This is a genomic window from Levilactobacillus tujiorum (assembly GCF_012641185.1).
Taxonomy (GTDB): Bacteria; Bacillota; Bacilli; order Lactobacillales; family Lactobacillaceae; genus Levilactobacillus; species Levilactobacillus tujiorum.
The window spans coordinates 38,376-61,995 of record NZ_JAAXLK010000012.1; the positions used below are offsets into that span (position 1 = coordinate 38,376).

Below are 23,620 nucleotides of genomic sequence, written 5' to 3' on the forward strand. Positions count from 1 at the left end.
TCGTAAAGAAAACGGTTGATCGCCGACAATCGTTACCTAAAATTTAGGAATCGTTAAGAGGATGAGCATATGAGAAATGAGAAGTTGGAATTTACCAAAACTGATTGGCAACGCGCGCAAACTGCTGTTTTCAATGAGTACGACCGGTTTGTTAAGCAATTACACATCGAAGGCGTTGACTACACAATTCTGCAAGCTCGGCGCATCGTCATCTATCAGGATCTGATTGAAGAATGGAAACACAACTTGCCAACCCTAATGACGGATTTAGAAGATAATTCACAAGCCCTCACCATTTTCGCAGACTTGGCGCAAGATGGGCAGAGCCACTTGCTCGCCCGCTGCGCTAAGAAGATGGAGGCTTGGCCCGACTACATCCCGTCACAGCTTACCATCTGGCTCGAATTGGCCGAGGATGCCGAACGAGAATAGGGTTGAAAAGGAGAGTCTCAGAAATGGACAGATTAATTAACACGATCTTAGCTAAAGTTGCTCAGCTCCCCGCCAAGCGAACGCTAATGTACGACGTGGAAGGCTTTACCGAAGATGAAGTCACTGACTTACAGGAAAAATTGGCGCAAGATGACACCTTGCACGTTGAAGTCACCGGGACAAAGCACCACCCAGTATTGGAGATTCATCCCCAATCATCTTCTCTACCTAAATAAGATTAAACATAAAATGACAATGCCCACTCGGCATTGTCATTTTTTATACCCGTTGACCAAAGTCTAAGAGCCCCAACCGGTTGTACTTAGTCAAACGTTGTTCAACTTCCGTCACTGACAGTTGAATACCGCCCGTAGGAATCACACAGTCATTGGTCCAAGACCATTGGGTAATCTGATCGAGTAAGCGAATATCGGCGTCATCTAAGTCATCAATAACCACAGCTAGGCGATCAATAAAGGCGGTTGCTCCCCCGTGAAACGTAAATGCCAATCCCTTTGCCATCAAAAACACCCCTTTCGTGCGCTGTCGTTACCCGTAGAATACCATTATTAGCGTTAATCATGTCCACATTTGATTGGTCAGGATACGTTAGTTTAGGAACAAATCCTTCTGCTTTCTGATAACTATTCATTCACTGTCAAAACAAATGCCCCGACTAGTGGATAATGCTCACAATATTCTGGTTATTTATGCAACTTCCCCTTTTAATTATTAAACCATCGTAGTATTCTTATTATTGTCGTGTTTTTGACTGACATTAGCCCTTGTTTTGCCGTTTTACATACATATGATGCTACTCGTCCAAATTCTGAAGACGTCAAAAAGCTGACTACATATCTGGAGGATTTTATATGACTGACAAGCCTCAAAACATGTACTGTATTCATTGTGGAAAGGAGATTCCCGCCAATGTTCAGTTCTGCCCTTACTGCGGTGCGAATCAAGCTGGCGTTCAGGCAGATGATCCTACCACCCCGGCCTCAACTACGGTCACCCCTGAGCAACAGCCACAACCTGAACGACCACAAAAGGTTAATATGTTAACTGCCTTTCAGCAAGGACTAGTTGACATGTTCACGATTGGCAAACGAACTAGTCGTGCTGGCTTCTGGTGGCTGTACCTGGACATTTTTCTGATTGGACTCGTCCTCGAGTTCTTACTCTCACCATTACTGAAGCAACTGGCTTTCAGCGGTGACTTTGTCTGGGTTTTCCTCTTGTTCCTGCTGTCAATCCCATACGCCATGACTACGGTTGGGTTATTTACCGCAGAAATCCGCCGGCTACATGATACGAATCGTTCTGGCCATTTTCTCTGGCTGCTATTGATCCCGCTCGTTGGTCCTATTATCGTCATTGTTCTGTTAGCCCAGAAAGCCAACCCGGCTGGTCAACGTTTCGACAAAGTCAGCCAACCTAAGTCCTGGATCAAACAATGGTGGACTTGGGCCATCCTTGCGCTGGTTGCGGTGGCAACAACCGCCCTCTTTAATTTCTCAGCACCGTTTATGGATCCTAATACTTTAGCTCAGTATGGAACGAACGACACTACCACTCAGACTAAAGATGACAGCAATGCACAGGCCGAAGATACAGATACGACGGACGACGATGATACCGATGACGACACTGCTGATGAGAGCTCAGATACAGACACCATTGATCTGGGCGATGACTCCATTGACATTGCTGACAAGCAGAATTACACCACGACTTTCTCAGAAACGTGGTCGGAATCAACGTTTGCCATCAACAAAGTGACGGTTTACAAAACGGATGGTGAGTATACTCAAGGTAGCGGCCATAATGAGTCCTCATTTAACGGTATCGTTAAAGTTCACATGAACATTGATGCTGGTCGAGACATCAACGCCTACCCAACGCAAGCGACCTTGAGTACTAACGACGGTCAACAGGTCGATGCCGATCTGTCTGACAGTGATGATTTTGACGGTGAATTGGACTCCGGCACTCAATCCGATGGTAATATCTATTTCCTACTACCCAAGCTAAAAGATGTTAGCGATCTGTCCAGCATCCGTCTCAAATGGTCAGCGGATTACGATACCGACGACTATGACGATGATGATGCTTATAAAGACTTTGATGTGACGGTGCAATTGAACCAGTAACTGCATCCTTAGTTTTCGTCTGGTGACTCTCCGCGGTTCGATTCCGCGGGGAAACATTGATAATCGTCCACTACCCGATGACGTAAAAAGCTGAGTACATATTTGAGGAGGAGTTTGAAATGACTCGATTAAAAATTAACACCTGGACCGGCATCTTGGATATCGTCAATTGCGTTTTATTCGCGCTCTCTTGGTTTGTCATCTTCGGTGCAGCATTCAGTGACGCCAGCAATGGTGGTAGCTCAACCGATTCAGCAGCAACGTTCTTCTACGCAATGGCTTGGATTGGCGTCGTCCTAAATATTATTGCGCTAGTTCAATCTCGCAAACACAACATCTCACTGGTGGGTTCAGTATTAGGCATCATCGGAAGTGCCCTCTTTGGCTTTACTGCGGCATTAGCTTTCCCAGCAATGGTTGTGCTTATCGTTGCAGCAGTCTTCATCATGTTACAACACCCAAGTAAGAATTACGCTCCACAAAACGATGATTCACAGTCACGAACGAACTAATATTAGGATTAGCATAAATGGTATCCTCACGATGCAAATTGTAAGGATACCATTTTATTTTGCTGGAAAACGACGTGATGAATGGCCAACCCGCTCTATTCCCGAAAACATCTCAATCAATATTTTTCAATTTCCAGTCTCATCACTCTTTTCAATAATTTTTTCAATTTGTCAGCTTGCATTGAAATCCACGCCGCTCATACTTATACTAAATACTGAGGCCTATGTATCCCTAACTGATTGACACAAAGTGACTACGTATCTGGGACGTAGAAAGTGTGAACCATTACATTCCCGTTAGTGTCACGTCATTAGCCGGTCTATCTACTGCTCCAGTCTAATAACCTATCAAATATATTAACCCATATGGGATAATTATTTCTTACTACAACTATCATAAAGTAACGCGTAATTCCTTCCGGTATAGCTACTATCATTATTTTTAGTGTGATTTTTAACCAAATTTTTCGTCCACGCCCGATGACGGTAAAAGCTGAGTACATATTTATGGGGAGAATTGATTATGGAAAATGGAAACGACAGTCACACAAAGTTTTGTCAAAAATGTGGTAAGAAAATCCTTGCGGACGCTACCTTCTGTCCATACTGTGGTGCAGCCCAGGGAACAGTGAACAATCAAGCTACCGCATCTACTACCACTGAACAGGCTCAGCCACAGAGCCAGGCTCCAGTTCAACCGCAAGCCCAGAAACGCTCGGTTGGCGCATTCGTAACCTGGGGCTGGATCACCACCGTTATCGGCCTATTTATTCCAATTGTTGCCATTGCTGGTATCGTGTTGGGTAGCTTGACCGTTACCAGAAAACATACCGGTGCTGGTGTCACGCTCATCGTCTTTGCCTGCATTGCGCTTTATCTTGGTTTGACTGGATTCGGTCAAGGATTTTTCAGCGCTCTATAGAATATAAACATAAACTGCTTAATGTTCTAATGAAAGTTGCTCTAGAATAACAATTATTTAGCACAAGAATAGTGTGCCATACCAGGAATCATCCCCTGATATGGCGCACTATTCTTTCTACAGCTTGTCATAGAAAAAGGTCTCATTCGAATAATCGAACTTAACTTTCGTTTATTTGCTCAAATTAGATTTAGTACCACGCAATCGTGTACTGTTCAGGAAATTTATCAGCTTTTCCCATGTTAAGTAGCGTTCTTCTAACGTGTTGCCGAAAACCTTTGGGATAGTCATTATTTGGACTTACCCCCTAACTTATCGCGTTTGTTGCTATTACGAATGGTCTGAAGTGTATCTTGATGGGACACCTCCTCAAGCTGTCCAATAAATAGCAATATCATACTTGCAAATCTCACCATCGAATCGGTGTAATCTTCGGCCGTCTTCTTCTGATCACGATTCCACTTTTCATAGGGAACATCCCTCATGAAGTGCTTAGCCTTGTGACGTAAATCGATAACAATCTCTCATTAACGTCTGATTGCTGAATCAAGCTCACACCTGATATTCCTTGAAGTCTTCGTTGAATCCATCTTGTAGCCCCCTTCTGTTTTGGATCATGAATCACATGTCGCCCTGTTTCATAATGAAGCTGAGGTTCCGATAAACGCTGTGGACTAAGCCTCACCGATAGTAATTCGGGTAAAGGCATCGTCAGCTAACTGTTCCAATAGCCAATCATTGCCCGCAACGAGTGCTTCGATGAAACTAACCGTGTGGCGCGATGTTCCAGCCACCATTTCGATCTTTTGTTCACGTGTCATAAGCTCACCTCCCTATCTAAAGAATCCTGCTGCTAATCATGCTAGAAATAAGAAACTAACTAGGCCAAACATCAGATCGCCTCCTCATATGTTTTGTCTTATGCGATAATTAGACTAATCATCAACAAGGGAGCGTTCATCATGAACACATTTATTTCTCAAAACCTAATTTCTCTAATTTCTTTGTCCGTTGCAATAATCGCCTTCATCACTACTATCTGGCTTAACCATATTGCGATTCATCCCACATTTCGTTGGATAAAATCCGAGAATGACGACTCAGTAAAGCTGATCATTTCAATTACTAATCTTTCGCCCCGAACAACCCTTATTACAAATGTCGTCTTGAGATCTGGTAAAAGCGTCATTTCCGATAACGGATACGACTTTGATCAAGCCGAAACAGCTAAAAATAAGCGAGAAGCAAAAGAAAGGCGTCAAAATCATTTAAATAGACTCAAGGAACTAGAAAGCAGGCATCAGAATCATCGTAAAAGTTCAAAAATCCAAGTACCAGACCTGCTTAACCTTACTGAAGATAATGATATCTGGGCAGAAAATACTCGTTATCAAGAGGAACAAATGTCTCATTTCTTAGCTCCAAAAAAGCTTATGCAAATTCACAACGAACACAGCTCCGATAACTTCGACGTCCCAACCGCACTGTTTGGCAACAGTACTGTTAGTTTTTCTTATTGGCTATCTCCATCAGAAATACCAGATAAAGTATCAATTACCTTCAGCCGAGCCCTGCCGCTGATGCACAAGACTAAATCATTTCAACCCCCTCGTGTACCGAACAAGCAAGATCAACGTAACGACATTAAGAAACAAGGCAACGATTTGTAATGCTGTGGCAACCATCAGCTCACCTCCTCAGGTGTACTCGTAATGTGTACCTTGTCGTCAAAAAAATAAGTCCACTTAACGCGTCCATTTTTGTCCAGAGTGTTCATTCTCCTGGACATTTCCTTGGCACGCATAACGCTTGGCGTGCGATGTCCTTGCTCATAAGATGCTATTGTAGTTTCTGGAATATCAATTCTTTCGGCCATTTGCTGCTGAGTCAAGTTGTTTAATATCCGCCATTCTTTCATCCAAGTTCGCATCGTCTCACCTCCAATTCAAGTAGTACAATTCGCGTACTAACTACAGTTACTAATATAATACAAATCGCGTACCTAGCCAATACAAATAAACTCTTTTTGCGTATTTTTTCTTTTTTTATTTAAAATACACATTCCGCGTAGTAACCTTATACATATATATAGGAGGATTTGCTAATGTTTCCAGAACGTCTCAAAGAATTGAGAAAACAAGAACCTGGACTAACTCAAGAAAAACTGGCTAGCCAGCTTGGCATGGCCAAAACGACACTTGCTTCTTACGAACAGGGAAAACGCCAACCCGATCTTAAAACATTAACCAAAATTGCTGATCGTTTCTCTGTAACTGCAGATTACCTATTAGGTAAGGACCAAACTCCTGCTTGGGTAACTAAAGAAGATACGAAAGATTTAAAAGAGTTTCTCGAGTCCAACGAGGGTTCAATGACATTTGGCGGTGTCGACTTGACGCCTGAGCAAGACGCTCAGGTACGGGTAGCGATGGCGACTATCTTCTGGAACGAAAAGAAAAAGGAAAAGAAGTAGGTGTTGTTGAATGAAAATAAGTAATGTCGTGAAGACAGTGACTAATCGCTACAAAACCGCCAATCCCTTCGTCATCGCTGAGAAGTTGAATATACAAGTTGAATGGTGTTATTTCGACAAGCTACCACTTGGAAAAACAATTTATTTCGGAAAACGTCCCATTATCATGCTCAATGAAGACATCAAACATAAGCCCTATCAGTATTTTGTGATGGGCCATGAACTAGGACATGTGATTCTGCAAGAAGGTCTTGTTGGGTACTACGTAAGCAGTGCTCATGGACACTCACAACTTGAGACGCAGGCTGATGAGTTCTCAGTAGCACTAATGGGAGCGCTTTATATCGAAGATAACGACTGTTTGCCGGATTCATATGAGGACTTGGCTAAACGGTATGGTCTCCCCTACGACAACGTAAAATACTAATGAAGTTTAATATGGAAGAAGTGACATCTTTATGGGTTCTGACTCACTTAAGCTAATTGGCGCGTCAATTTTCGCACTAATCGGCTTCAATTTACCAGACAAATACGCACTTTGGACACTTGGAATTGGAGCTATCTTGGTTATATGGTTTGCGTTCGGTAAATACTCCGCAAGTGGTCAACCAAACGCTGAAAAAGACAATATCGACACGGCTGACAGCAATAACGCTGAGGATCTTGAAAAATTAAAAAAAGTCGATTTGAATTCATGGGCTGTACAGCCTTCCGGATATTTACCTAAGAATAATGAGTTTGAGTTTTCTAGGACTGACAATATTCAATGGATTGAACCGGTGACTCGCACTAAAAACGTCTTATATGGTGGCGTGACAAGTCGAGTTCGCTTGATGAAAGGCGTATATTGGCGAATGGGGTCAGTTAAACCACTACGTCAAACTACTACTGAATTAAAAGTTAAGCATATTGGAACCTTAATATTCACCAATAAGCGAATGCTGCTCCTTCAAGATAGCGGAAGTGTCTCTCAAGTAATGTATGGTTCAATCGCAAATATAGTCCCCTATACAGATGGTATCGGTGTGATGAAATCTAGAGGTAAGGATGTATATCTTACCAGCGATACTTTTGAAGGAGAAAAGGCTGCAATTGTTCTTACAAGACTTATAACTGGCGACTTAGACTCTCCAACACTTACCAACAATAGTCATTACCAAAGCGATAAAATGCCTCTCAAAGAGCTCCTTCAAAAAATGGGAAAAGATCCTCAGATGTCAACACGACTGGATACCGTCAACAATTTTTTCGACTTACATCCCCACAGCGAATATGGTGATCTAAGCTTAGAGACTCTTTGGAAATCCTATCAAGACAATCCTGGCAAGACGCGAGTTGATGCCGGTGAATTTTTAAATAATATTGTTTCCGTAGCACAAACAGTTGAAGAATCTACTTACGATGAGGGATACTCCATTCGCGGATTCATCGGTACAAACGACTTTGAAACTTTATTTGCGCAAATACGACATGGTGTCGTTGAGTACTATCTTCTAGATGATCCTAAATTTTTAGAATCGTTCAACCTCGACGAATCTCCAGAGTATGACACTAAGGAGGAACGTGATACCACAGCTTCAGGTAGCACATCCGTTACTGATGAAATTCGAAAATTCAAAGGTCTTCTTGATGATGGGATCATCACTCAAGAAGAGTTTGACGCTAAAAAGAAACAGTTGCTTGGAATATAGCATAAATACATAAGGAGATAATCATGAAAAGGCTTGTAACTTTAACATTGACTTTACTTGCGACCGTATCACTAGCAGCATGCTCAAGCTCTGCATCCAGTAGTGGAAATTCTACTAGCTCTTCTGAATCATCATCAGCTTCGTCAAGCTCAAAAGAAGCTGATCAAGGAACGCAGACTCCATCTGAGAAAGCTATTGATTCCGCATTGGATAAAGCAAAAAGTATTAGTAAATCTGACATGATTGAACAAGTAGAAAACGATGCAAACGTACGATTTTCAGATATTACTGAATCTTCTAATCGTGATAAATATACTGGTAAAGCTAAAACATTTTCCGGAAAAGTATTTGACTCAGATGAAACAACTGATTCAAGTACACATGTTTACTACGTCGAAGATAACGCCAATTCCGACCACGTTTTCGTAGTAGAAACCAACAAGTCAGGTATTCGTAAGGATGATATGCTCATGGTGGATGGTATTGTTGCCGGTAAATTCACTTATAGTACAAATGATAACTCAAGAATAGATGCTGTCATGATCATCTCTGAAAAACAATTTGTTCAAAATAGTGGTGACGCCGAAGAATAGGAGGTTGAAATTCTATGCCACAGAAACGTTCTTCAGGCCCAGATAAAAATTGGTACCGCCGATTCTATTGGATGATGGGAATTGGATTTGCCGTCTTTATTGTGGGATTGATAGGTGCTATGTTGGTTTACAATGGAATTCAAAAATCAGCACATGAAAATAATCATACAAAAGCCGTACTTATATCGTCTTCTAGCGATTCAAATTCGAGTGAAAATTCAAGCTCTGCGAATTCCGACGATGACACTTCATCCCATATTCAAGAAATTAAGAAATTATCTTCAGTTGATAGGGTAACTGATAGAAAAAGTATGATAGTTGTAACTATGAGTTCTGGATCGGGAGACAATAACTTCATCCCTCAGGCGATGAAAGTCATCAAGCAATACAATCGAATGAGTTTGCAGAAAAAGGATCTTGTTCTCTACGCAAAAGATGACTACGTTAACTCAGATGGAGATATTGATAATGAGACCTCTCGTTTAGTCGTTTTTAATAGATCTGAAAAGACCGACCAAGTAAGTGGAGATCCTAATTCCTTTTATAATTCAGCTAAAGAGTATTTCATAAATCCTTCTGACTATGCAAGATTTGCAAAGCATGACAAGTCATTCAAGCAAAACGTGAAAAATTGGAGATACCCATCAGACGGAATACTAGTAAGCCATTTTTCAAAACAAATGGCTAATATTTAGGCCCTCAACTGGGCTTTTATTTAGCAAGTCAAAAGAACATACGTTCATATATGAATCAAGTGCTAGCAACACATTTTAAGGAGGAATTTTTATGGCAGATGGATCATTGAGAAAACGTGGAGATAAGTGGTACTACTCTTTCGAAGCTGGGCATGTAGATGGCAAAAGACGGCGTATCGAACGTTGCGGTGGCGACACAAAAGCAGAAGCTGCAGCCGCCATGCGCGAATTCAAAAATGGTGGTGTCAAGGTTAACCTCAACAGCATGAGTGTCCATGATTACTTTATGTATTGGTACCAAAACTATGTTCAAAAAAACCTTAAGTTGAACACCCAAAGAAATTATTTAAATGTCATCAATAAATATATTGATCCCGTTCTGGGAAGGTATTTGCTAAAAACTATTGGCCCAGCGGCACTTCAAAAAATGATGAATGATTTGGGAGAATCAGAACTGTCAAAGCATAGTGTTGAAATTATTATGACTGTCGTTCGTAAGGGATTCAAAATGGCTGTTTTCCCCTATCAGCTCATCAAAGAGAACCCCGCCAGCTATATCGAAATGCCAAAGTACGACCAGCAGGTTGAAAAAACACGCGAAGATCTGAAAATAACTACTATGGATCAATATCAACAAATCTTGGATATGACACCCTTTTCTAACCCATTCAATGTCCCCTTGCAAATTGCATTTGGCACTGGCATGCGACGTGGTGAGGTTTGTGGCCTCGAATGGAACGCAGTCGACCTTGAGGCACATACCATAGATATTCATCAGACTATGTTGCAACTTGATAAGAAGTGGATCATATCAACTCCCAAGACCCAAGCAAGCTATCGAAATATTTTAATTGGGCAGTCACTAGTGGACTTGCTTAAGCGGAAACGAAAAGACCAGATGGAGCAAAAAATGCGATATGGAAAATACTACTACGATTCAAATTTTGTATGTACAAAAGAAAATGGTCAACCGGTCACCCCGTACTCTATTAAATACCACGCTGACAAAGTTCAAAAGGATCTCGGCTTCCTATTTAATTTCCACTCTTTACGCCACACTCACGCTACCATGCTGCTAGAAAACGGAGCTAATATCAAAGAAATACAAGCCCGTCTTGGACACTCACGAATTGCAACCACTATGGACACGTACTCACACGTTACTCGAAAAATGAAGACTGAAACAGTCGATATATTCGAAAAAATGATGCACAATCAGAATGACTGATAGTGCATCATTTGCAAGATTTTTATAGTTTTGTCGACACGCGGGAAATTCCGTCGGCAAATGGTAGGCAAATGGGCGTCAACCGCAAAGGCAGTTGCTACAAACCCGCGCCATTACTTCGTTTCATCCTCATCAGTCTTCAAAACGGCCATGAACGCTTCCTGCGGGATATCCACTTTCCCAACAGCCTTCATCCGTTTCTTACCGACTTTTTGTTTCTCCAGTAACTTCATCCGTCGAGTTCGGTCACCACCGTAGAGCTTAGCAGTCACATCTTTCCGGTAAGCCTTGATCGTCGTTCTCGCGATAATCTTGGCGCCAATCGCTGCTTGCACGGGAATTTCGAAGTTTTGACGAGGGATTATTCCCTTCAGGCGTGACGCAATCTCCCGGCCCCGTTGTGCGGCAAACGTTCGGTGCGCAATGAAGCTCAGTGCATCGACCTTATCACCGTTCAGCAGAATATCAATCTTAACCAAATCAGCTTCCTGATAGCCGCTCCGCTCATAATCCAATGAGGCATATCCCCGCGTACTGGACTTCAACTTATCGAAGAAGTCGAAGATAATTTCAGACAATGGCATGTTATAGATAATATTAACGCGATAATCATCCAAGTATTCCATCGTCAGAAATTGCCCCCGCCGATGCTGGCACAGGTCCATGACGGCCCCCACGTAATCGTTAGGCGCCATAATCGTCGCCTTGACGATTGGTTCTTCGATGCGTTTGATTGCTGACGCTTCCGGCATTTCCGCCGGGTTCTCCACCGTCTTCATCGTACCATCCGTCAAATACGCATGGTAGGTAACCGATGGTGCCGTCGTAATCAAATCCAAATTGAATTCACGTTCCAGCCGCTCCTGGATGACGTCCATGTGGAGCATCCCCAAGAACCCACACCGGAACCCAAAGCCCAACGCCTGTGAAGCTTCAGGTTCAAACTCCAACGCAGCATCGTTTAGTTTCAGCTTTTCCAAGGCTTCGCGCAAATCGTTTAACTTGGCATTGTCCGTTGGGTACAGCCCAGCGTAGACCATCGGGTTCATTTCCCGGTACCCTGGCAGCGCCTCTTCAGCCGGCATGTCAGCGTTCGTGACCGTATCACCGACTCGCGTGTCCGCGATATCCTTGATGCTGGCCGTAATGTAGCCAACGTCACCCGCAATCAGGTAGTCCCGTGAAATCGGCTTAGGTGAGTTCACACCCACTTCGGTGACCTCATACTCACTTCCACTGTTCATCAGCAGAATCTTATCTCCGGGTTGAACGGTTCCCTCGAATAGCCGCACACTCATCACGACCCCGCGATAATCATCGTAAACGGAATCAAAGACCAATGCCTTGAGGGGCGCATCCAACTTACCGGTTGGTGCCGGTACCTTGTGTACGATTTGTTCCAGAAGTTCCGGAATACCGACGCCTTGCTTGGCACTGGCTAGCACCGCATCAGAGGCATCCAAGCCAATCACATCTTCGATTTCGCCCTTAACCTTCTCTGGATCGGCAGCGGGCAAATCAATCTTATTGACGACTGGAACGATCTCCAAGTCATCGTCCAAGGCCAAGTAAACGTTCGCCAAGGTCTGTGCTTCAACCCCTTGCGCCGCATCGACGACCAAGACCGCACCCTCACACGCCGCCAGACTCCGTGAGACCTCATAGGAGAAGTCCACGTGCCCCGGCGTATCAATCAGGTGGAACTCATAGTCATGACCGTCTTGGGCGTGATACGTCAACTCAACGGCATTCAATTTAATCGTAATTCCGCGTTCGCGTTCAAGATCCATGCTATCCAACACCTGATCTTGCATATCACGCTTGGAGATGGTATCCGTCAGCTCCAAGATACGGTCCGCAATCGTTGATTTTCCGTGGTCAATATGTGCCACAATGGAAAAGTTGCGAATATATTTTTGATGATTCTTTAATTTCTCAAGATCCATGTTGATTTCCTACTTTCTTAAACACCATGTCCAGACAATTATACCAACCATCTGCGGTAAGCACAAACCAAAAGGAAGCTAGCCGGGCGAAATCGCCATTAACCACAAAAGGCCCGGGCAAACTGCCCAGACCTTAACTGATTACTTCGTTTCGTTTTCGTACTGCGTGAGTTGCGCTGGCCCCAATTGCTGCCATTGCTTATCGTAGAACTTGTCATTGATCTTGTAGTGCGGTTGGGCCTGCTTCTTAGTTAAGAATGGGTCTACCCGCTGATCAATGGCTAACCAACCACGCCAGCCGGGATGAATCGTATCCGTCATAAAGTACGGAACGTTCCCCTTATCCGACAGGTCAATAATGTTATTGAACCCTTGTGACTGTAGCTGATAGTGGATCTTTTGATCGAACTGCTTCAGCATCGTTTCGGATAAGCCGGTATATCGTTGCCAACGTTGATTGATAGGTGGAATGATAAAGATAACATTCGTATTCAACCGAGCAAATTGATCCAGAACCAGCTGGAAGTCACTGTATTCAGGTGACTTCAGGTAAGACAAGTTCTTCTGGAACCCTTTCAGGCTACCAGTCTTAATCTCCTGCTTCAGTCCCTGATTGTAGAACTTATCGCTGATATGGAATCGATTATTGCCCGTTGCTTGCTTCCCTAACTGACCACCGAGTTGATCCAGCGCCGAATAGGAGTAATGAGTGGGTAACTTCTTGGCTTGCCGGTTCACTCGACTCAAGTTTTGCGATGGTAAGTTAATGCCGGAGAAGAATTGATCTTCTTGCGTCAACATGTTTTTCCGCGTTTGCAGATAGAACCGTTGATACCCCGTCAGTGACTTACCAGCCGCCACCCGCTGTAATGCAGCGTAGATAAAATGGTCGGATTGTGCGGCAGGCATTTGCAGAAGCCGCTTGGCTGCATACTGATCAATCGCATCATGACGGTAATGAGTCAACCATTCCGCCGTCTGTAATTGTGAATAGTAGAAGCCAAAGGCATCCTTACGCGTTCCGTTCTTCACGAACCATTGCGGAGAAATGAAGAAGACCGCTTTTTTGTTACGCAATTCACCTTGAATATTTTGCATCACGAAGAATTGCGTTAACGATTGGGTCCCCCGGGCACCTAAGAGAAACGGCCGGTAGTCACGGTGATACTTTTGTGCCAATACAGATGGATGCATTGGATCAATCCGTGACCACTCTGACGAGCCAAAGAATGGTACGTACCCATCACTGAGCGCCGCTTCCTTAATATGCTTACCGCGTAAAACATTGGGTGACAGCGATACTGCCGCCTGCCGCTCCCGGGTGGCACTAATGTGCTTAAACCCGAAGGTGACCGGCGAAGCGAGCACCGCAAAAACCAGAATAGCTGCGAGAATTAACGGACCAAAAATCCGTAGTAATCGCTTTGCCATTGGCTAAGCCAGACTTTCAACTTTCGCAATAATCTTGTTGGGCGTGTCCCACTCTGACCGCTCAAATTCGGAAACTGGTACGTTAACCCCTAATTCACTTTGCAGTGAAAGCAATAATTGTACAGAAGCCATGGAATCCATGATGCCGCTGTCGAACAAGTTGTCGTCCATTGCCCCACTAACGTCACTACCAGTTAAATCGTTTAAAATGTCTAATACAGTTGCTTTGATATCCATTTTTATTTCCCCCTCGATGAAATAAATCCTCTAAATTTTATTGAAACCAAACTTTATCCAAAATCCCTGAGAAGATTAAGAAACTAAAGCAAACCAAGTTAGCGGTTAAGAAAATCGCAAAGATTTGCGTAAAGTGATTGTGTGGCACACTCTGACGGTGCTTCTTCTTGTACCGCAACCACATGTCATTCACCATCAATGCGACCCCATGGAATAGCCCGTAGGTAATATAATACCACGTTACCCCGTGCCAGAAACCCATGACCAGCATATTAATGATATAAGTGACATTCGCGGTCGTTGTTGGCTTCTTAAAGATCTTATGCTTCATGAACCAGAATACCAAGCGCATGTAGATGAAATCTCTAAACCAGAACGACAACGTAATGTGCCAACGATTCCAGAAGTCCTTGATGTTCGGTGACCGCCAAGGCTGCTTGAAGTTCATCGGTGTTTCAATCCCCATGATATATGAGGTCCCCACCGCGAACAAACTGTAACCGGCAAAGTCAAAGAACAGATCAGCACTGTAAGCGTACATATAGCCAATCAATGGCCAAGACAGATCCAAGAACCCGCCCCTAGAGTGCATCGCCATCAATTGTAACTTGGGCATGAGAATCGTCCCAAAGTAGTACGCGAGAATGAACTTGTACAGGAACCCGACAAACAAGTAGCGAATTCCCTTTTGCAACATCCCCAGATACTTTTCCCGATCCGGTACCGACCGATAATCTGCTTCAAACCGCCGATAACGATCAATTGGCCCGGAAGAGATGGTTGGGAAGAACAACATGAACTGCAAGAACGTCATGAGGTTGTAGTTCTTTAATGTGCCATCCCGTGTTTCCATAATCGTCTGAACGGCTCTAAAGGTCAAATAACTAATCCCTAAGAAACCGATCAGTGACGCCTGACCATTTTCAACCGCGGGTGTCACCTTAACGATTGTCAATGGCGCAATGGCGAGAATCACCATCAGGTAAAAGAACGGTCCCGAATTATGATTCTTCCGATAAACGGCATACCCCCAGGTCAAGACTACCTCGTACAAAATGTAAATTATCAAGGCCACCCCTTGAGTCCACTTGGACCCACCAAAGGTTAAGACCAGAAAGAAGATTGAAATTAACGTTTCGTAGAGCCGTGACCGTTTGCCGTACAGAAGACCAATCATCAGTGGCAATAACGCCACTCCCAACAAGGCGAAATACGTTGGGTTGCCGTACGGTTCAAATGTCAACATTATTGATTGACCTCAGCAATGATTGATTTGATATCGACCTTGCCGTTGGGGGTCATCGGTAGGCTGTCCTTGTACACGAAGCGCTGTGGAATCATGTATTCCATCATATCGCCACCTTGTAAATTATCCTTGATCGCCTTCGTAAGGTCTAATTCACTGGCAAAGTCATGTTCACTCGGTACTACCCAAGCGATCAGTTGGCTCACCTTGTGGTTACGGTCATACCGTGGTACGGCCACGCCAACTTGAATGTGGTCTTCTTGTGACAGGTAATGATTGACTTCTTCCAATTCAATCCGGTACCCGTGGAGCTTAATTTGAAAATCAGTGCGACCACGGTACATGATCAAGCCGTTTGCTAATTGCACACCCAAGTCCCCAGAGCGGTAAACCGTCTGACCATCAACCGTGATGAACGCCTTAGCCGTCTTATCAGGGTTGTTCAGGTAGCCCTTCGACATCGACGGACCACTGATGAGGATTTCTCCTTCAGTTCCCGCAGGTACTGGGTTTAATTGATCATCCACTACGCTAATCGCTGTATCCGCCTTAACGTAGCCGATGGGTAGCCGTGGGTAATCGGCTAAAATTTCTGTCGTAATTTCAACTTGCGTCACCGCAACCGTGGTCTCAGTTGGCCCATACGTGTTGAATATCCGCGCAGCTGGGAACCGATCGTGCAAGGCTTGTGCCGTGGCGTGCGTCAACTCTTCACCACAGAACAAGAACCGACTGAGTCGTGGATAGTGGGCCGCATCAAAAGTGGGCTCCAACAAGCAAATGTCCATAAAGGATGGGGTTGAGACCCATACGTCCAGATCCATATCCGGTAAAGTCTCAAAGAGTTGCTTGAAATTATCCGTGACCGTTTTAGGCAAGGCCACCAGGGTCCCACCACTTGCTAAGGTTGGTGCCCAGTCCATCACGGACAGGTCAAACGAGTATGGTGCCTGTGATAATGCCCGTGGCTGAGCAGGTAGCGCAAAGTCGTCGCTCAGCATCCAATTGACATAGCTCAATAGATTCTTGTGTGAAATTTGAACGCCCTTAGGTTTCCCCGTGGTTCCGGACGTAAAGATAATATAGTAATTGTCATCACCGCTGACGGCATGGTCAACTTGGTAGTCAACTGCCGGACCATCAAAGATCGTCCGTAAATTTTCTGCCGTCAAGACTGGTGTCTCTGCTAACGTGGTTGGCAGCGCACTAACCGCAATTGCTGCGGCCGGCTGTGCGATTTCATTAATTGTGGTAATCCGTTCAAGTGGCGAATGCGTGTCGATTGGCACATAAGCGTGGCCGCTCTTCACAACGCCCAGAAAGGTCGCCATCATATCAAAGGTCTGACCGCCGTAAACTAAAATGGGCGCATGTGCTGGTAATTGCATCGCATCCAAGTGGGCGGCCAAAGCGTCAGAGCGTTGTTTTAATTCACCATACGTATTCGTACGTCCAAGATCATCGTACGCGATGCGGTCAGGCTCACTCGTCGCAAACTGATCAATCGCAGTGATCATATTTTCTATCATTCCATATCCCCCCCAGAAGAATTTCTGGTTATTAGCTAGTTGTCCCCAGACCTAAAACTCGTTGTAAATAAACGTCGAGTTATTCAAACCGCTATAACCATACAAATAAACCAAAACCATCAAAATTACAAAGTAAAATGCCGTCCAACCGACAAATGCCACTACTGGTTGATGCCAGAGTGCCAACCACTTTGCTCTCATGAATTTCACCCCCAAGTTTTGCTGGTTGATTCGTCCCCCAAAACCAGCTTCCGATCGCAGCCACTAAGCGTGTTATATTTTCGACGAATCCACGCTTAGTGGTGAGGAGTTCCGCAGTCAAACTGCGCTCCCTGTAAGTTGAGAGTATCATTGCTAAAACCGGATTGCAATCAACCTTACTCAACCTTAACGTTTTCTTTTTCTTTCATAATGTCTATTATAGATTTTTTCATAAAACAAGGCTGCTGAAACCTTCAGCAGCCTTGATAGATTAGCTATTTGAGGACTTCGCCCCACAAGCTAATTTTCATTGAATTTATCACGCATTTTGTTAAATAAGTTACCTTTGCCAGAACCCGTAACAGTCTCACCACTGGCTTTAGCAAAGTCACGTAAGGCATCCCGTTGGCCCTTATTCAAGCTCTTCGGCGTCAACACTTTAACCGTGACGTGTTCGTCACCGTTGCCGTTGCCCCGGAGCCGTGGCGCACCTTTGCCCCGTAAGCGGAACGTGGTACCACCCTGCGTTCCAGCCGGTACCTTCAGCTTGACATCTCCGTGGACCGTCTTAACCGTCACATCATCGCCCAATGCTGCTTGAACGAAGGAGATGGGTTGATCAAAGTAGATTTCCGTACCATCACGTCGGAAGTCCTTGCTAGGGGTAACTTGGAAAATAATGAAGAGATCCCCGTAGCCGCCGCCATTACGGCCGGCTTCACCTTGACCCTGTAACCGCATCTGTTGACCGTCATCGACCCCAGCAGGAATCTTGACTTCAACTTCATGTTGTTCTTCTTCATGACCAGAACCACCACAGGTTGGGCACTTTTCCTTAATCTCTTGCCCAGTCCCATGACATACTGGACACGGTTGTTGACTCCGCATCCGGCCCAGCGGCGTGTTGGTCTCGGTTGTAACGTAGCCTGACCCACCACATTGATGACAAGTAACTGGTGAAGTACCTGGCTTAGCACCGTTTCCACCACAGGTATGACACTGTGCTTCACGCGTGTACTTAATCTTGGTCTTCTTACCAAAGATCGCTTCTTCAAATTTCAACGTCATTTGATACTGAAGATCACGGCCAGGTCGAGGGGCGTTAGGATTACGTTGTGCGCCACCGCCGCCAAAGAATTGGTTGAAGATGTCGTCGAAACCGCCGCCACCGCCAAAACCACCGAAGCCGCCACCGGCGTTTCCGCCGCCAAAGCCACCAAAGCCTTGTGGACCATCGGCTGATCCGTACTGGTCGTAGTTTGACCGTTTATCCGGATCGCCTAAGACATCGTAGGCATCCTGAACTTCCTTAAACTTGTCTGCCGCGTCGGGCGCCTTGTTTAAGTCCGGATGATACTTCTTAGACAGTTTCCGGTAGGCCTTCTTAATTTCTTCTTGGCTGGCATCCTTTGAGACACCTAATACACCATATAAGTCCGATTGCGCCATCGTTTTCCTCCCAATCCGTTCCGAAATTTTTCGCTACTAGTAAGAATAGCATACTCGAAACAAAAAGCCAAAGCCCCACGGACTCTGACTTTTTGCCCTTACTACTTACGACGAGACATGAGACGCTTACTTCTTGTCCTTGTCGTCATCGTCATGGACTTCATGGAAGTCACCGTCAACGGTGTCGCCGTCCTTGCCATCAGTCTTGGCACCATCAGCACCCGCTGCGCCGGCTGCACCATCAGCGCCGCCTTGAGCTTGTTGTGCTTGTTGGTACAACTTGACAGACAAGTCTTGGATAATCTTCGTCAAATCATCCTTCTTGGTCTTCATGTCATCCAAATTGTTGGCTTCTTGAGCCTTCTTTAAGGCGTCACGAGCATCTTCAGCCTTCTTGATTTCATCGTCAGAAACCTTACCCTTAACGTCTTTCAACGTCTTATCGGTCTGGAAGAGTAATTGGTCGACTTCGTTCTTCGTGTCAACTTCTTCCTTACGCTTCTTGTCGGCAGCTTCGTTTTCCTTAGCTTCCTTCATCATCTTGTCGATTTCTTCATCGGACAAGCCACCGGAACTCTTGATGGTAATCTTTTGTTCCTTGTTCGTTCCCATATCCTTAGCAGAAACGTTAACAATCCCGTTCTTGTCGATATCGAAAGTAACTTGAATTTGAGGAACCCCACGAGGTGCGGCAGGAATGTCAGCAAGTTGGAAGTTACCCAACGTCTTGTTGTCAGCAGCCATTGGCCGTTCACCTTGTAAGACGTGGATATCAACTGCTGGTTGGTTATCAGCGGCCGTTGAGAAGACTTGTGACTTGCTGGTAGGAATCGTCGTGTTCCGGTCGATTAACTTCGTGAAGACACCACCCATGGTTTCGATACCCAAGGATAATGGCGTAACATCAAGTAAAACAACGTCCTTCACATCACCGGTGATAACCCCACCTTGGACAGCGGCACCTAAAGCAACGGCTTCATCAGGGTTGATGGAGTGGTTAGATTCCTTACCCGTCCACTTTTCAACGGCTTCTTGAACGGCTGGAATCCGCGTTGACCCACCGTTTAAGATGACAACATCAATGTCGCCAGCCTTCAAGTCAGCATCCTTCAAAGCATTTTCAACTGGGATCCGCGTCTTTTCAACTAAGTCCGCCGTTAATTCATTGAACTTAGCACGACTCAATGACTTTTCCAAGTGCAATGGGCCGTTTTCACCAGCGGAAATAAATGGCAAGCTAATTTGAGCTTCCGTCACACCGGAGAGATCCTTCTTGGCCTTTTCAGCAGCATCCTTCAACCGTTGCAATGCCATCTTGTCCTTGGACAAGTCCACACCGTTTTCTTGCTTGAAGTCGGCGATTAACCAGTCCATGATCTTCTTATCAAAGTCATCCCCACCTAAGTGAGTATCACCATTAGTTGATAAGACATCAAAGACACCGTCACCTAAGTCTAAGACGGAAACATCAAAGGTCCCACCACCAAGGTCGTAAACCATGATCTTTTCATCTTTGTCTTGCTTGTCCAAACCATAAGCTAAGGCAGCCGCCGTTGGTTCGTTGATGATCCGTTCAACGTTTAAACCGGCAATCTTACCAGCATCTTTAGTGGCTTGCCGCTGGGCATCGTTGAAGTAAGCAGGTACCGTGATAACCGCCTTTTCAACCGTATCACCAATATAATCTTCAGCGAATGACTTCAAGTGTTGTAAGATCATTGCGGAGATTTGTTGTGGCGTGTAGTCCTTGCCATCAACCGTCACCTTGTAGCCCGCTTCACCCATGTGACTCTTGATAGATGAAATGGTGTTAGGGTTGGTAATGGCTTGCCGCTTGGCAACTTCACCAACTTGAGTTTCGCCATCTTTAAACGCAACAACTGATGGCGTCGTCCGAGCGCCTTCTTTGTTCGCGATAATCTTCGGGGTACTACCTTCAAGAACGGCAACGGCTGAGTTGGTCGTCCCTAAGTCAATTCCGATAATTTTGTTACTTGCCATCAAAAATTCCCTCTTTATTAGTTTTTTGTTTGTTTTATTGTGCAACGACAACCATTGCTGGTCGTAAGACCCGGTCCTTCAATTGGTACCCTTTTTGTAGAACCTTGACCACCGTTTCAGCGGCTTGGTCCTTTTCTGCAGGTACGGATTGAACAGCCTGATGCAACGTCGGATCGAAAGTCTTCCCAATCGCTTCGATCTCAGTCACGTGGTTACGCTTCAAAGCGTCTTCCAAATGATCATAGGTCATTTGAACACCCTTCTTCAGCTGTTTCCCCGTTTCGTCCGTTGCTTCTACCGCTAGCGCACGCTCCAAGTTATCAATGACAGGGAGCACATCCTTGGCCAGTTGCTGACCGTCGTACTTAATCAAAGTTGCCTGTTCCTTTTGGAAACGCGCCTGCATGTTTTGAACCTCGGCTTCAGCCCGCAGGTACTTGTCTTCAAAGTCGCTGGCCTTATGCTTAAGTTCATCGACCTCAGCAGCCGTCGCAACCTTTTTCGCAAATTTCGGTTTCTTGGGTGCTGCTTCTTTCGCCGATTCAGCCTTGGAATCTGGCTTAGTAGTGGCGGCCTTTGCCGCAGTTTGGTCATCGGTGGATGCTTGTTGCTTGTCAGCCACGATAAAAAACCTCCCTTTCTTTACTCGTCATAAAACCGATAATAATCTAATAGTTTTTTCGCGAGCTCTTCACGAAACGCCCCAACGATTCCCAACATTCGAGAATATGGCATTCGCGTGGGTCCTAGAATGGCGATCATCCCTTGACCGTGTTGGTCAACGTCATAGGTCGCCGTAATTAAACTGAAATTCCGCAAGGCGTCATTGGTCATTTCATTACCAATTCGGACTGAAATCTTATCACTCGGTTGCCCTAAAACACTGGCAATATCATCGGTCTTATCGATCAATGAATATAGTGACTTTAATGAATCGACGTCACTATCCTGCGAAAAGTTCAGTAGGTTGAGTCGCCCACCAACGTAGAACCGCTCCTGAGCGGCCCGCGTCAACACGTCACCAAAGATATCCAAGAATCCTTGGGGACTCTGAAGATAGTTGGCAATTTGAACAGGAATATCAGCTTGTAATTTCTTCAAGACTTCCGGTAAAGTCAATCCCACCAGTTGATCATTGATCAAGCGGACAACCGCTTCAAGTTGCTCACCATCAACGTCACCGGCAACATCAAACGTCTGATTCTCAACGTCGCCACTGTCCGTCACGAGAATGGCCATAATTTGACGCTTGCCCAAGGGAACCAAGCGGAACCCACTGAGCCGGCTATCCTTTAATTCTGGCTTTAACGTGAACGCTGTGTAGCTCGTCAAGTTAGACAAGATCGTCGCCGATTGTGAGATGATCTCATCAATCTTATGAAAATCACCGCCCAAGGAGGATTGAATCACATCAATATCGTTGGGCCGCAATGGATCTGGCTTGACCAAATGATCAACATAATACCGGTAGCCCTCGACCGAAGGAATTCGGCCAGAAGAGGAATGCGTCTTTTTAATCAACCCTTGTTCCTCCAGAGCTGCCATCTCGTTGCGAATTGTCGCTGAGCTTACGTGGATGGGTAACTGCTTGGCTAATGCCTTAGACCCCACCGGAACACCGGTGTTGGTGAAGTCACGGACAACGGCTCGCAGAATCATCATTTGTCTTTCTGAAAGCATCACAATCACCCCTTTTTTAGCACTCAAACTAATCAAGTGCTAAGACACATATATAATGTAGCAAAACCGGGTTTTGAAGTCAAGAAATCTGGTAGAAAAATTAGCAATCTCCACAATTAAGTGCTAATTTTGGCAATTTAGCCCTATGCCATGGCTATTCGCTAAATAAGACCACTAAAAAAGTCGAGGTCTAGGCCTCGACTCTTCTTCCGCTTAGGGTAGCTGACATCATTCGTCAACGATTTAATCGGCAGCCACTTGTGAGAAGTAGTCCCGCGTCGCCACCTCGTCTTTTTGCAGCTGCGTGATTAAGTCCTCTGCGGAGGTAAACTTAACTTGTCCTCGCAAGCGATGATGCCACTCAACCTCAACGTTTTCACCATACAGGTTGCCTTGATAGTCCAAGAGGTTCATCTCAACCGTGATCGGTCGGTTATCGCCGAACGTATCGTTACGTCCGACTGAAATCATCCCCGGATACCAGATCGCGCCGACCTTGAGCCGGGCCGTGTAGACACCGATTCCTGGAATCCATTCATTTTCTGGCGTTAACACATTCGCCGTGGGAAACCCAATCGTCCGTCCCCGGGCTTCCCCGTGGACAACGACACCCGTCGACCGATAGAGGTAACCCAATAGATTGTTCGCGTCATCAATCGCGCCATCTCTCATGGCTTGACGAATCCGGGTCGAGCTAATCTTCTCACGATCACTGGCCTCTTTAGCTACTGTCTCAACCTCAAAACGTCCCTGCGCATAGGCGGGCAAGCGGGTCATCGTCGCCACGTCTTTTTTGCCATAGGTGTGATCAAATCCAGCCACGGCCACCACTGTGTGAAATGCCACTAAGTAATGGTCCACGAACTCCTGTGGCGTTTGCGCCGAAAAGTCGCCTGTATAGCTGACCAAGAAAACTCGGTCCACACCTAAGCGATCCAGCTGTTGAAGCTTACGTTCGGGCGTACTCAGATACTTCCGATCGTCACCCGTGAGTGGACGATAGACCAATGCTGGACGATGATCGTAGGTCAACACCGCCAGTTTCACGTGCTTGGCCGTCGCGATAGCCTTGGCCCGTTTAATCACTGCTTGATGCCCGCGATGAACCCCGTCAAAGAATCCCATCGCCAATACGACTGGATCATCGGGAATCTGGCGCGGATCAAGGGGGTGATGTATTCGAATAACTTCCATGACAAGC

The 23,620-nt window shown here is 45.3% G+C and carries 26 protein-coding genes; 12 read left to right on the top strand and 14 right to left on the bottom strand.

All coding sequences use genetic code 11. The features are described 5' to 3' along the window. Window positions 1-69 precede the first annotated feature (69 nt). Both HF569_RS07175 and HF569_RS07180 read left to right on the top strand, forming a co-directional pair. A complete protein-coding gene (locus tag HF569_RS07175) occupies window positions 70-432 on the top strand; it encodes a hypothetical protein (RefSeq protein WP_168849046.1) in 363 nt (120 codons plus the stop codon). 23 nt (window positions 433-455) lie between these two features. Continuing rightward, on the top strand, window positions 456-668 hold the full coding sequence (locus HF569_RS07180; RefSeq protein WP_168901890.1) for a hypothetical protein: 213 nt from the start codon (window positions 456-458) through the stop codon (window positions 666-668). Between the two features lie 43 nt (window positions 669-711). Here the strand turns inward: HF569_RS07180 and HF569_RS07185 are convergent, their stop codons facing one another. After that, on the bottom strand, window positions 712-954 hold the full coding sequence (locus HF569_RS07185; RefSeq protein ID WP_168901891.1) for a hypothetical protein: 243 nt from the start codon (window positions 952-954) through the stop codon (window positions 712-714). 350 nt (window positions 955-1,304) lie between these two features. Here HF569_RS07185 and HF569_RS07190 point away from each other — a divergent pair, with 350 nt between their 5' ends. The 3 genes from HF569_RS07190 to HF569_RS07200 all read left to right on the top strand — a co-directional run bounded on the left by HF569_RS07190 (window position 1,305) and on the right by HF569_RS07200 (window position 4,019). Further along, entirely contained in the window at window positions 1,305-2,585 is a 1,281-nt protein-coding gene (locus HF569_RS07190; protein WP_168901892.1) for a DUF805 domain-containing protein, read from the top strand. Window positions 2,586-2,704: 119 nt separating this feature from the next. After that, the gene (locus HF569_RS07195) at window positions 2,705-3,097 is read left to right on the top strand and encodes a transporter (protein WP_168901893.1); all 393 of its coding nucleotides are present in this window, start codon (window positions 2,705-2,707) and stop codon (window positions 3,095-3,097) included. 523 nt (window positions 3,098-3,620) lie between these two features. Continuing rightward, window positions 3,621-4,019, top strand: a complete 399-nt coding sequence (locus HF569_RS07200; RefSeq protein ID WP_168901894.1) for a zinc-ribbon domain-containing protein — start codon at window positions 3,621-3,623, stop codon at window positions 4,017-4,019. 674 nt (window positions 4,020-4,693) lie between these two features. Here the strand turns inward: HF569_RS07200 and HF569_RS07205 are convergent. Beyond that, window positions 4,694-4,840, bottom strand: coding sequence for a hypothetical protein (locus HF569_RS07205; RefSeq protein ID WP_168901895.1), 147 nt, complete (start codon window positions 4,838-4,840; stop codon window positions 4,694-4,696). Between the two features lie 141 nt (window positions 4,841-4,981). Here HF569_RS07205 and HF569_RS07210 point away from each other — a divergent pair, with 141 nt between their 5' ends. Then, window positions 4,982-5,689 carry a hypothetical protein gene (locus HF569_RS07210; RefSeq protein WP_168901896.1) on the top strand — a complete coding sequence of 236 codons (708 nt, stop codon included), beginning with the start codon at window positions 4,982-4,984 and terminating at the stop codon, window positions 5,687-5,689. Window positions 5,690-5,703: 14 nt separating this feature from the next. Here HF569_RS07210 and HF569_RS07215 read toward each other — a convergent pair whose 3' ends face one another. After that, on the bottom strand, window positions 5,704-5,949 hold the full coding sequence (locus HF569_RS07215; protein ID WP_168901897.1) for a helix-turn-helix transcriptional regulator: 246 nt from the start codon (window positions 5,947-5,949) through the stop codon (window positions 5,704-5,706). Window positions 5,950-6,123: 174 nt separating this feature from the next. Between HF569_RS07215 and HF569_RS07220 the strand changes: the two genes are divergently transcribed. The 6 genes from HF569_RS07220 (at window position 6,124) to HF569_RS07245 (ending at window position 10,699) form a co-directional block, all read left to right on the top strand. Next, a complete protein-coding gene (locus tag HF569_RS07220; protein WP_168901898.1) occupies window positions 6,124-6,492 on the top strand; it encodes a helix-turn-helix domain-containing protein in 369 nt (122 codons plus the stop codon). 10 nt (window positions 6,493-6,502) lie between these two features. Then, window positions 6,503-6,919 (top strand): ImmA/IrrE family metallo-endopeptidase, encoded by a 417-nt coding sequence (locus tag HF569_RS07225; RefSeq protein ID WP_168901899.1) that lies wholly within the window; start codon window positions 6,503-6,505, stop codon window positions 6,917-6,919. 31 nt (window positions 6,920-6,950) lie between these two features. Further along, window positions 6,951-8,183: an SHOCT domain-containing protein gene (locus HF569_RS12690; RefSeq protein WP_408610791.1), complete on the top strand. Its 1,233-nt coding sequence runs from the start codon at window positions 6,951-6,953 to the stop codon at window positions 8,181-8,183. Window positions 8,184-8,206: 23 nt separating this feature from the next. After that, window positions 8,207-8,776, top strand: a complete 570-nt coding sequence (locus HF569_RS07235; RefSeq protein ID WP_168901900.1) for a hypothetical protein — start codon at window positions 8,207-8,209, stop codon at window positions 8,774-8,776. A gap of 14 nt (window positions 8,777-8,790) precedes the next feature. Beyond that, window positions 8,791-9,471, top strand: coding sequence for a hypothetical protein (locus tag HF569_RS07240; protein WP_168901901.1), 681 nt, complete (start codon window positions 8,791-8,793; stop codon window positions 9,469-9,471). A gap of 91 nt (window positions 9,472-9,562) precedes the next feature. Continuing rightward, entirely contained in the window at window positions 9,563-10,699 is a 1,137-nt protein-coding gene (locus tag HF569_RS07245) for a tyrosine-type recombinase/integrase (RefSeq protein WP_168901902.1), read from the top strand. Window positions 10,700-10,812: 113 nt separating this feature from the next. On the opposite strand, the gene lepA is transcribed toward HF569_RS07245, so the two are convergent. From lepA to ribF, 11 genes are all read right to left on the bottom strand, one after another. After that, complete coding sequence (gene lepA / locus HF569_RS07250; RefSeq protein WP_168849038.1) at window positions 10,813-12,645, bottom strand: translation elongation factor 4; 1,833 nt, start codon at window positions 12,643-12,645, stop codon at window positions 10,813-10,815. Between the two features lie 141 nt (window positions 12,646-12,786). After that, the gene (gene dltD, locus HF569_RS07255; RefSeq protein ID WP_168901903.1) at window positions 12,787-14,076 is read right to left on the bottom strand and encodes a D-alanyl-lipoteichoic acid biosynthesis protein DltD; all 1,290 of its coding nucleotides are present in this window, start codon (window positions 14,074-14,076) and stop codon (window positions 12,787-12,789) included. 3 nt (window positions 14,077-14,079) lie between these two features. Next, the gene (gene dltC / locus HF569_RS07260; protein ID WP_168849036.1) at window positions 14,080-14,313 is read right to left on the bottom strand and encodes a D-alanine--poly(phosphoribitol) ligase subunit DltC; all 234 of its coding nucleotides are present in this window, start codon (window positions 14,311-14,313) and stop codon (window positions 14,080-14,082) included. Window positions 14,314-14,350: 37 nt separating this feature from the next. Continuing rightward, window positions 14,351-15,559 (bottom strand): D-alanyl-lipoteichoic acid biosynthesis protein DltB, encoded by a 1,209-nt coding sequence (gene dltB, locus HF569_RS07265; RefSeq protein WP_168901904.1) that lies wholly within the window; start codon window positions 15,557-15,559, stop codon window positions 14,351-14,353. Then, a complete protein-coding gene (dltA, locus tag HF569_RS07270) occupies window positions 15,559-17,088 on the bottom strand; it encodes a D-alanine--poly(phosphoribitol) ligase subunit DltA (protein WP_168849034.1) in 1,530 nt (509 codons plus the stop codon). Before dltA ends, dltB begins: the two co-directional genes overlap by 1 nt. A 51-nt stretch (window positions 17,089-17,139) precedes the next feature. Next, complete coding sequence (locus HF569_RS07275; RefSeq protein WP_168849033.1) at window positions 17,140-17,289, bottom strand: teichoic acid D-Ala incorporation-associated protein DltX; 150 nt, start codon at window positions 17,287-17,289, stop codon at window positions 17,140-17,142. A gap of 300 nt (window positions 17,290-17,589) precedes the next feature. Beyond that, on the bottom strand, window positions 17,590-18,738 hold the full coding sequence (gene dnaJ / locus HF569_RS07280; protein ID WP_168849032.1) for a molecular chaperone DnaJ: 1,149 nt from the start codon (window positions 18,736-18,738) through the stop codon (window positions 17,590-17,592). Between the two features lie 126 nt (window positions 18,739-18,864). After that, entirely contained in the window at window positions 18,865-20,739 is a 1,875-nt protein-coding gene (dnaK, locus tag HF569_RS07285) for a molecular chaperone DnaK (protein WP_168849031.1), read from the bottom strand. Between the two features lie 34 nt (window positions 20,740-20,773). Beyond that, on the bottom strand, window positions 20,774-21,361 hold the full coding sequence (grpE, locus tag HF569_RS07290) for a nucleotide exchange factor GrpE (protein ID WP_168849030.1): 588 nt from the start codon (window positions 21,359-21,361) through the stop codon (window positions 20,774-20,776). A 20-nt stretch (window positions 21,362-21,381) separates the two neighbouring features. After that, window positions 21,382-22,419: a heat-inducible transcriptional repressor HrcA gene (hrcA, locus tag HF569_RS07295; RefSeq protein ID WP_168901905.1), complete on the bottom strand. Its 1,038-nt coding sequence runs from the start codon at window positions 22,417-22,419 to the stop codon at window positions 21,382-21,384. A gap of 243 nt (window positions 22,420-22,662) precedes the next feature. Continuing rightward, complete coding sequence (gene ribF / locus HF569_RS07300) at window positions 22,663-23,613, bottom strand: riboflavin biosynthesis protein RibF (protein WP_168901906.1); 951 nt, start codon at window positions 23,611-23,613, stop codon at window positions 22,663-22,665. Window positions 23,614-23,620 lie beyond the last annotated feature (7 nt).

Coding starts and splice junctions, on each gene's coding strand:
- HF569_RS07175 (WP_168849046.1), top strand. CDS start 70: ATGAGAAATGAGAAGTTGGAATTTACCAAAACTGATTGGCAACGCGCG.
- HF569_RS07180 (WP_168901890.1), top strand. CDS start 456: ATGGACAGATTAATTAACACGATCTTAGCTAAAGTTGCTCAGCTCCCC.
- HF569_RS07185 (WP_168901891.1), bottom strand. CDS start 954: ATGGCAAAGGGATTGGCATTTACGTTTCACGGGGGAGCAACCGCCTTT.
- HF569_RS07190 (WP_168901892.1), top strand. CDS start 1,305: ATGACTGACAAGCCTCAAAACATGTACTGTATTCATTGTGGAAAGGAG.
- HF569_RS07195 (WP_168901893.1), top strand. CDS start 2,705: ATGACTCGATTAAAAATTAACACCTGGACCGGCATCTTGGATATCGTC.
- HF569_RS07200 (WP_168901894.1), top strand. CDS start 3,621: ATGGAAAATGGAAACGACAGTCACACAAAGTTTTGTCAAAAATGTGGT.
- HF569_RS07205 (WP_168901895.1), bottom strand. CDS start 4,840: ATGACACGTGAACAAAAGATCGAAATGGTGGCTGGAACATCGCGCCAC.
- HF569_RS07210 (WP_168901896.1), top strand. CDS start 4,982: ATGAACACATTTATTTCTCAAAACCTAATTTCTCTAATTTCTTTGTCC.
- HF569_RS07215 (WP_168901897.1), bottom strand. CDS start 5,949: ATGCGAACTTGGATGAAAGAATGGCGGATATTAAACAACTTGACTCAG.
- HF569_RS07220 (WP_168901898.1), top strand. CDS start 6,124: ATGTTTCCAGAACGTCTCAAAGAATTGAGAAAACAAGAACCTGGACTA.
- HF569_RS07225 (WP_168901899.1), top strand. CDS start 6,503: ATGAAAATAAGTAATGTCGTGAAGACAGTGACTAATCGCTACAAAACC.
- HF569_RS12690 (WP_408610791.1), top strand. CDS start 6,951: ATGGGTTCTGACTCACTTAAGCTAATTGGCGCGTCAATTTTCGCACTA.
- HF569_RS07235 (WP_168901900.1), top strand. CDS start 8,207: ATGAAAAGGCTTGTAACTTTAACATTGACTTTACTTGCGACCGTATCA.
- HF569_RS07240 (WP_168901901.1), top strand. CDS start 8,791: ATGCCACAGAAACGTTCTTCAGGCCCAGATAAAAATTGGTACCGCCGA.
- HF569_RS07245 (WP_168901902.1), top strand. CDS start 9,563: ATGGCAGATGGATCATTGAGAAAACGTGGAGATAAGTGGTACTACTCT.
- lepA (WP_168849038.1), bottom strand. CDS start 12,645: ATGGATCTTGAGAAATTAAAGAATCATCAAAAATATATTCGCAACTTT.
- dltD (WP_168901903.1), bottom strand. CDS start 14,076: ATGGCAAAGCGATTACTACGGATTTTTGGTCCGTTAATTCTCGCAGCT.
- dltC (WP_168849036.1), bottom strand. CDS start 14,313: ATGGATATCAAAGCAACTGTATTAGACATTTTAAACGATTTAACTGGT.
- dltB (WP_168901904.1), bottom strand. CDS start 15,559: ATGTTGACATTTGAACCGTACGGCAACCCAACGTATTTCGCCTTGTTG.
- dltA (WP_168849034.1), bottom strand. CDS start 17,088: ATGATAGAAAATATGATCACTGCGATTGATCAGTTTGCGACGAGTGAG.
- HF569_RS07275 (WP_168849033.1), bottom strand. CDS start 17,289: ATGAGAGCAAAGTGGTTGGCACTCTGGCATCAACCAGTAGTGGCATTT.
- dnaJ (WP_168849032.1), bottom strand. CDS start 18,738: ATGGCGCAATCGGACTTATATGGTGTATTAGGTGTCTCAAAGGATGCC.
- dnaK (WP_168849031.1), bottom strand. CDS start 20,739: ATGGCAAGTAACAAAATTATCGGAATTGACTTAGGGACGACCAACTCA.
- hrcA (WP_168901905.1), bottom strand. CDS start 22,419: ATGCTTTCAGAAAGACAAATGATGATTCTGCGAGCCGTTGTCCGTGAC.
- ribF (WP_168901906.1), bottom strand. CDS start 23,613: ATGGAAGTTATTCGAATACATCACCCCCTTGATCCGCGCCAGATTCCC.